This is a genomic window from Catenibacterium faecis (assembly GCF_014306455.1).
GTDB classification, from domain to species: Bacteria; Bacillota_I; Bacilli_A; order Erysipelotrichales; family Coprobacillaceae; genus Catenibacterium; species Catenibacterium mitsuoka_A.
Genome location: NZ_JACRWG010000087.1, coordinates 1 through 5,560, shown reverse-complemented (window position 1 = coordinate 5,560; position 5,560 = coordinate 1). Strand labels below are relative to the sequence as shown.

7 protein-coding genes are annotated in these 5,560 nt (G+C 37.6%); 3 read left to right on the top strand and 4 right to left on the bottom strand.

Annotated features, from left to right (window positions below):
* Positions 1-249: 249 nt before the first annotated feature.
* The 4 genes from H8909_RS12355 to H8909_RS12340 form a co-directional block, all read right to left on the bottom strand.
* Positions 250-507: a hypothetical protein gene (locus tag H8909_RS12355; RefSeq protein WP_055157184.1), complete on the bottom strand. Its 258-nt coding sequence runs from the start codon at positions 505-507 to the stop codon at positions 250-252.
* 99 nt (positions 508-606) lie between these two features.
* On the bottom strand, positions 607-810 hold the full coding sequence (locus tag H8909_RS12350; RefSeq protein WP_015527881.1) for a helix-turn-helix transcriptional regulator: 204 nt from the start codon (positions 808-810) through the stop codon (positions 607-609).
* Positions 811-813: 3 nt separating this feature from the next.
* Complete coding sequence (locus H8909_RS12345) at positions 814-1,455, bottom strand: DUF2178 domain-containing protein (protein ID WP_015527882.1); 642 nt, start codon at positions 1,453-1,455, stop codon at positions 814-816.
* A 269-nt stretch (positions 1,456-1,724) separates the two neighbouring features.
* Positions 1,725-2,360 carry a helix-turn-helix domain-containing protein gene (locus H8909_RS12340; protein ID WP_055304083.1) on the bottom strand — a complete coding sequence of 212 codons (636 nt, stop codon included), beginning with the start codon at positions 2,358-2,360 and terminating at the stop codon, positions 1,725-1,727.
* A 495-nt stretch (positions 2,361-2,855) separates the two neighbouring features.
* Between H8909_RS12340 and H8909_RS12335 the strand changes: the two genes are divergently transcribed.
* The 3 genes from H8909_RS12335 (at position 2,856) to H8909_RS12325 (ending at position 5,392) form a co-directional block, all read left to right on the top strand.
* Positions 2,856-3,917 carry a replication initiation factor domain-containing protein gene (locus H8909_RS12335; protein ID WP_173816749.1) on the top strand — a complete coding sequence of 354 codons (1,062 nt, stop codon included), beginning with the start codon at positions 2,856-2,858 and terminating at the stop codon, positions 3,915-3,917.
* On the top strand, positions 3,917-4,120 hold the full coding sequence (locus tag H8909_RS12330; RefSeq protein ID WP_002610247.1) for an excisionase: 204 nt from the start codon (positions 3,917-3,919) through the stop codon (positions 4,118-4,120). The genes H8909_RS12335 and H8909_RS12330 overlap by 1 nt, the downstream gene beginning before the upstream one ends.
* Positions 4,121-4,198: 78 nt before the next feature.
* Positions 4,199-5,392 (top strand): site-specific integrase, encoded by a 1,194-nt coding sequence (locus tag H8909_RS12325; RefSeq protein WP_003127058.1) that lies wholly within the window; start codon positions 4,199-4,201, stop codon positions 5,390-5,392.
* Positions 5,393-5,560 lie beyond the last annotated feature (168 nt).

The window sequence follows — 5,560 nt, the reverse complement described above, 5'->3', positions numbered from 1 at the left end:
AAATTTTATATCTAATTTGCGATTATCCGCATAAACACTATACTTTCAAGCACTTTGAAGTATAGAAAATTATTTAATTTACCACGAATTTACCACAATTGAATGAGCCTTGATATGACAATAAAATAGCACTAAAAAGACACCCTTTACACCTGAGTGGTGTCTTTTGTTAAAAAGCAGTCAATCCTAAGACTAACTGCTTTGTGTGTATGGATATAAAGTTGTCAAACTGGGATTGTATGTTGGAAATTATTCTACATCAATCACATCATCTTCACCTATTTCTATGAAAGTGGTGCTACTATCTGTTGAAACGTTTTTAGATACTGACATATTAAATATTATCAAGAGGATATTCAATAGCACAATTACTAGGAATATAACCCCAGCAATTTTCCAAATTTTTTTGCTACGCCTATTCTTAATTGCCATCTGTTCACTGATTTTTGCAAGTTGTTCTGCGATGACATCATTATCATCTTCATCAGGTATTGTTCCTCCAAGCAATACAAATTAACATTATAGTTGCATTACTCTTATATTGATGTAAAACTTAATATTCTATTGTTCCCAATATCACATAGAACCGAATTTACTACCACTATCTTATTTAAAAATGAAAATATCTTCTATCGGTGCATTGAGAACCCGTGAAATATCAATCGCCAGTTTTAGAGATGGATTGTATTGTGCTTTTTCCAACCTCATAATTGTTTCTCTACGAACCCCGACTTTTTCTGCCAGTTGTTCTTGTGTTAAACCTTGTGCTACACGATATACCTTTAAGTTGCACATGAAATCTTCTACCATGACTTATTCTCCTTTTTCGTAGCGGTATAATAAATAGTTGCTAAGAAAAATGACTAAAGCATAGATAAGTGAAACAGAAATGAGCATAAAAATTGCACACCATTCCACATTACGAGAAAACATTCCTATTGCCATAAGCCAAATGACTATAAAGAGAAGTTTAAATCCTACTTTATAGGCGTTTATTTCTGCTTTTCTTTTATTTTCTAAAAAAAGTTCATCTTCTAAAGTGTGAGAAAGTTTTCCTTCAAAGAAAAAGCCGAAAAAGCCAAAAAATATAAAGAATACAAAAGGATATATTTTCCCATATTCAAAATAAGTCCAAAAACCGCTAAAACCTAGAAATCCAAATATTCCACACAGTCCCCAATATGAAGATACTGTTCTTGAATAGTTTTTGTCTTTAAAATTTTTAGAAAAGGCGTTTTTAAAGAAGATAACTGTTACATATAAGACATAAATAGCTATCAAAGCACCGACTATCAACATTGGTATATCCTTTATGGAAAATACATAATTAGACATATCCATGTTTTTAACCCAGCGTGCGTCGTTAAATAATAAAGAGTAAATTATCCCTGCAATCAGTAATATTACACACCCTACTCCCATAAAGATAACTTGTTTCATTTGTTTTTTTGTCATAATCATCCCTCTTTTCAATGTGATGTTTTTGTATCTTTATAAGACAAATATATCACTTAATATAAATGGTGTCAACAAGAAAATGATACAAATACATCTCATATCGTTTTTATATAATTTACTACAAATCAGATTTTGTCCCTTTCTTCCTCTTGTCTGCCACAAACAGTAAAGGAAAAGCCCTGTCAAGAGCCTTGCCACCATTGGTGGTGCTTTGCACTCTTTACTGGGCTTTTTGTTTGCTGTATCTTCTACAAAGAGGAAAAGGGTTACTCGTCCTCATCATCAAAATCGTTATTTTTCAATACTTCCCGTAATAATTCCATATCTTCTTTTGAATTGGGGTTTATCATTTTTACGACTTGATAAGGTGTCCTATATTTATGTCCCTCTATGCTTTCACCGAACATATCCATGCTGTATAAATCATCATAGTGGTCTAACAGTTTTTGAAACTTCAAATGCTGGATAAATTCTTTGATTGGATAAAGGTCGGACGCTACAATGCTTTTTCCGTTGATGTAGTCGGTAATATATTCCCGTAACTTTTTCAACTCATATTCCAGCCATTCTTCTTCGCTGTCAAAGAAGTTGTCATAATGCCCATGTTTTAATTCTGCATTTAGTCGTTCTTCAATTCTTAAAAACTGGCAGACTTCCTTTTCGGCTTGATTAACATACTTCCATTCTCCCGACAGTAATTCATTTGGGGTTACACCCAGCACGTCCATTATCTTTTCTAATGTATCAAAGGTAGGATAATTCACACCACGTTCAATCTTGGAAAGGCTCTGCATATTGATACCGATTTTGTCCGCAAGTTCCTGTTGTTTCATTCCTCTGTATTTTCTTATGGTTTGTATGTTCTCTCCTAAGAAACTGATTTTCTTTTCATAATGCTCCATAACTTAGTATAACCGCTCCTTTCGTTGCTTTTTTTGACGTTTATAAGCATATCATACTTAATCTATATCCAAAAGTCAACAAAAACTTCTTGACAAGTAATTCTAATGGCGTTATTATCGTGTTAGATAGAGCGATTAAGCACGCTAGGGTCAATCACACGCTTGAGTAAGCATATAGAATAGATATTTTCACTTTGATAGCATGAATAGGCATGGACTATCAGACTGAAAATCGGATTTCTGACTGGGCTGTTCCGTTTAGCCACGAGCCTTACAAGGCTCGTGAGCGTTAAGAACGGGGCAGACACAGGAAGAAAGGGAACGCCTTTAGGCGTTCGTAAAGGGCGTATATGTAACACCGCCCTGCGCATACATGTCATAGTACCTAGAAACTGTGATAAATAAAGGACAAAACACGATTTTTACCCCGCAAAAAAACGGGAAGTACGAAAGGAGTAATGCACTATAACTACACACAAAAATTTATCCGTTAAGATTGATTACATCAGCATTGTATTTGATACTGCAACCGCTGAAGATGTAATCATGCACATTTTAGGTTTACCGACTGACATTTTCAATGTTTATCCAGCAACGATAAAATTCAAGACTTATCAAGCACGCTGGCAGATTGGAGATATTTATGTATCGGGGGACGCAAGAAAGACAGAGGACAACCCACAGGGGCTAGGCTGTTATCTTGTTATGACTGGCAGAGGTTGTGATGATATTTTCCGTATTCTCGATAGTAGGAATTGTACCTTTGGAGATATGTTCCGACGTTGTGAGCGAAGATACGGACTGGATAACTTCCATTTTACAAGACTTGATATTGCCATTGATGATAAGAACGAAAAGCCATTCTTTACCATAGAGCAGATAAAGAAGAAATGCGAAAAAGAGGAATTTATTTCTAATAGTGAGGGCTACCACTTTGACGAAAGCAAGTTTGATGATTTCGACACCGCAAAGACTGTTTATATCGGTGCTGGTAAATCGGGATTGTCCTACCGCTTTTATGATAAAGATAAGGAAGTCTGTTCAAAACATAATAAGACACTTGATGAAGTTGGCAGTTGGAAACGGACAGAAATGCAACTGCGTGATGATAAGGCTCATGCTTTTGCCATGACATTCAAAGACAGACCGCTGGAACTTGGGGAACTGGCTTTCGGGCTATTGGCAAACAACCTACGCTTTGTCGTGCCAAACAGAAATGAAAGTAATAAGAGCAGATGGAAAACGTGTCGGTTTTGGGAACGCTTTTTAGGGGCTGTGGAAGTCTTGAAAGTGCAAGTACCGAAACTACATAATTCTCTTGAAGAAACACAGCAATGGCTCACAGAGGGTGGCGTGATTTCCGCTGTCAAAAGTTTTTACTTCTTAGAAGAACATGACGCATTAGGTGGACTGGAAAAAGTGGGAACTATGCTTGATAAGGCAAGATACAGTAATTCCCTTTCCAGCAAACTAACCGCCCACTTACAGAGGATAAACCGCACCGACCTTATCCCCTATATCCAGTATGACACAAAACAAGGGAAAGGGGGTATCTAATGAATAACAACGATATTCCTGTATGGGAAAAGTACACCCTTACCATTGAAGAAGCGTCAAAATATTTCCGTATCGGAGAAAACAAGTTAAGACGATTGGCAGAGGAAAACAAGGACGCTGGCTGGCTCATTATGAATGGCAACCGCATACAGATTAAACGCCGACAATTTGAAAAGGTCATTGACAAATTGGACGCAATCTAATGCAAATGAGCCTTGTATGTGTTATGATGAACACAAGTCATATCAAGGCTCTTTCCAACAAGGAAAGGAGCAGACACCATGAAAGAAAAAAGACGGGATAGCAAAGAACGTATCCTGCATACTGGAGAGAGCCAACGAACAGACGGAAAATACTTATATAAATATGTGGACGCATTTGGAAACACAAAATATGTGTATGCTTGGAGATTGACACCCACAGACCCGACACCAAAGGGAAAACGGGAAAAACCCTCACTTCGTGAACTGGAACAGCAGATAAGACGGGATATTGAGGACGGTATCGACAGCACAGGCAAGAAAATGACGCTTTGCCAACTCTACGCTAAACAGAACACACAGAGGGCAAACGTGAAGAAAAGCACACAGAAACAACGGGAACAGCTCATGCGGTTATTGAAAGAGGACAAGTTAGGTGCTAGGAGCATTGATACGATAAAACCCTCTGACGCTAAGGAATGGGCATTACGCATGAAAGACAAAGGCTTTTCCTATAACACCATTAACAACCATAAACGCTCGTTAAAAGCGTCATTCTATATCGCCATACAAGACGATTGTGTAAGGAAAAACCCTTTTGATTTCAAGTTAAGTGAAGTCCTAGAAAATGATACCAAAGAGAAAGTCGCATTGACAGAGGAACAGGAACAAGCCCTACTCTCATTCATCAAGACGGACAATGTGTATCACAAGTATTATGATGATGTGCTGATACTGTTAAAGACAGGACTTCGTATCTCGGAACTGTGCGGACTGACAATCATGGACGTTGATTTTATCCATGAGGTTGTGGTTATCGACCACCAGTTACTAAAGAGCAAGGAACAGGGTTATTATATTGAAACGCCTAAGACAAAGAGCGGAATAAGGCAAGTGCCATTAAGCAGAGAAACAATACAGGCATTTCAACGGGTTATGAAGAAACACCCAAAGGCAGAACCATTTGTGATAGACGGACGGAGCAATTTCCTATTTGTCAATCATAAAGGCAAGCCCAAAGTTGCGATTGATTACAACGCCTTATTTGTCCGTATGATAAAGAAATACAACAAGCACCACAAGGACAATCCCTTGCCACATATCACACCGCATACGCTACGCCATACATTCTGCACAAGGCTGGCAAGCAAGAACATGAACCCGAAAGATTTACAGTATATCATGGGGCATTCAAATATCAGTATCACAATGAACTGGTATGCTCATGCGTCCATAGATACCGCAAAATCAGAGGTTCAGCGTCTAATCGCATAAGAAGTATTTACCACGATTTTAACCACGCTTGATAGCGAAAATATAAGAAGATAGACCTAGATATGTGAGGTTTACCACAAAAGAAAAATGCCCGTAGAGCCTATAAAATAAGGCTTTGCGGACATTTAAGAAGATATAAAAAGATAGTCAAAAAGACATATATAATTT

Coding starts and splice junctions, on each gene's coding strand:
- H8909_RS12350 (WP_015527881.1), bottom strand. CDS start 810: ATGGTAGAAGATTTCATGTGCAACTTAAAGGTATATCGTGTAGCACAA.
- H8909_RS12345 (WP_015527882.1), bottom strand. CDS start 1,455: ATGACAAAAAAACAAATGAAACAAGTTATCTTTATGGGAGTAGGGTGT.
- H8909_RS12340 (WP_055304083.1), bottom strand. CDS start 2,360: ATGGAGCATTATGAAAAGAAAATCAGTTTCTTAGGAGAGAACATACAA.
- H8909_RS12330 (WP_002610247.1), top strand. CDS start 3,917: ATGAATAACAACGATATTCCTGTATGGGAAAAGTACACCCTTACCATT.
- H8909_RS12325 (WP_003127058.1), top strand. CDS start 4,199: ATGAAAGAAAAAAGACGGGATAGCAAAGAACGTATCCTGCATACTGGA.